The sequence below is a fragment of the bacterium genome, from assembly GCA_004299235.1.
Lineage (GTDB): Bacteria > Chloroflexota > Dormibacteria > Dormibacterales > Dormibacteraceae > SCQL01.
Window position 1 is genome coordinate 1 of sequence record SCQL01000090.1, and the last position, 1,366, is coordinate 1,366.

The window sequence follows — 1,366 nt, forward strand, 5'->3', positions numbered from 1 at the left end:
TCGATGGCGGCGACCTCCGCGGAGGCCGGCCTCGGTGCGCTGGTCGTGGTGCTCCAGGGGGCGCTCGTGGTCGCTGTCACCACGGGAGCGATCGCCGCCGGCCGGGGGGCCGGGGCGTCGTGGCGCCGGGTCGTCGCCGTGGGGCTCGCGCTGGTGGCCACCGCCGTACCGGTCGGTGGGCTCGCCTGGTGGCTCGGCGGAGCCGATCCCGCGATCGCCGACGGCATCGAGACCGACATCCCCGTGTACATGGTGCAGAGCTCCGAGAGTGGTGCCTCGCACGGGATCCTCGTGGTCCGCGGCAGCGTCGAGGACGGCCTGACCTTCACCGTGCGCCGCGGCGACGGCGTGACGCTCGGGGAGGACGAGATCCTCGACCTCACCGGTGCCGACACGTCGTTCACCGCCCAGGTTCGTGAGCTCGTCTCCCGGCCCACCCCGGGCGTGATCGACCGGGTCGCGCAGAGCGGCATCGAGTACGTCGTCCTGCCCTCGCCCGCCGACGGCGACGTCGCCGCGGTGCTGGACGCTGCGCCCGGCCTGGTCCAGGCGAGCGCCGAGGACCGCAGCACGCGGGCCTGGCAGGTGGACCGCCCGCTCGACTCCTCGGCCCTCGAGGGCCCGACCTCGTGGCTGCGGGTGCTCCTCCTCGTCGTCCAGGGAGCGGGGTTGCTCGTGGTCGCCGTGCTCTGCCTGCCCACCACCAACCGGAGGCGGTCGTCGTGAGCCACAGCGCACCATCGGCCCCCGGCCGCCGCTCGACCCGGCGCGGCTTCCGCCCCGACGTCACCACGGTGCTCGCCGTCGGGCTACCGGTCCTCTGCGCGCTCGCCCTGCTCCTGGTCCAGGCCCCCGGGGCCGTCGACGCGGACCACCCGCCGACCCGGGTCGCGCTCACGCGGGCCACCCTCGTGTGTCCCTCCGCGGTCGAGGATGCCGACGACGTCGCGCTCACCAGCGCCGCGGACGACGCTCGCGGCCAGGTCCAGGTCGGGCTCGGCGACGAGCTCCGGACCGCCGACCTCGCCGCCGGCCGGGTGACGACGGTCTCCGGTCTCACCGGCCCGGCCGCGGTGGCCGGTGAGGACGAGACCGCCCCCGGCCTGGTCGCCGGCCGGTTCGGCGGCAAGGAGCCGACGGCGGTCGCCTGCTCCGCCCCCGCGCCGCACGCGTGGTTCACCGGCGTCGGCGCGGGCGCCGGGCACACTTCCGTCCTCGAGCTCGCCAACCCCGACTCCGGCACCGCCGTCGCGGACATCACCGTCTACGGACGCGGCGGTGTCGTCGACGCCCCCCGGCTCCGCGGCGTCTCGGTGCCCGGCGGGACCAGCGTCCGCCTCGACCTGGGATCACGGACCCCAGGTCG

At 76.4% G+C, this 1,366-nt stretch carries 1 protein-coding gene; it reads left to right on the forward strand.

Annotated elements, in window-relative coordinates; all coding sequences use genetic code 11:
* Positions 1-722: 722 nt before the first annotated feature.
* The coding region (locus EPN29_14415) for a hypothetical protein (GenBank protein TAN29822.1) at positions 723-1,366 on the forward strand (644 nt) is incomplete at its 3' end.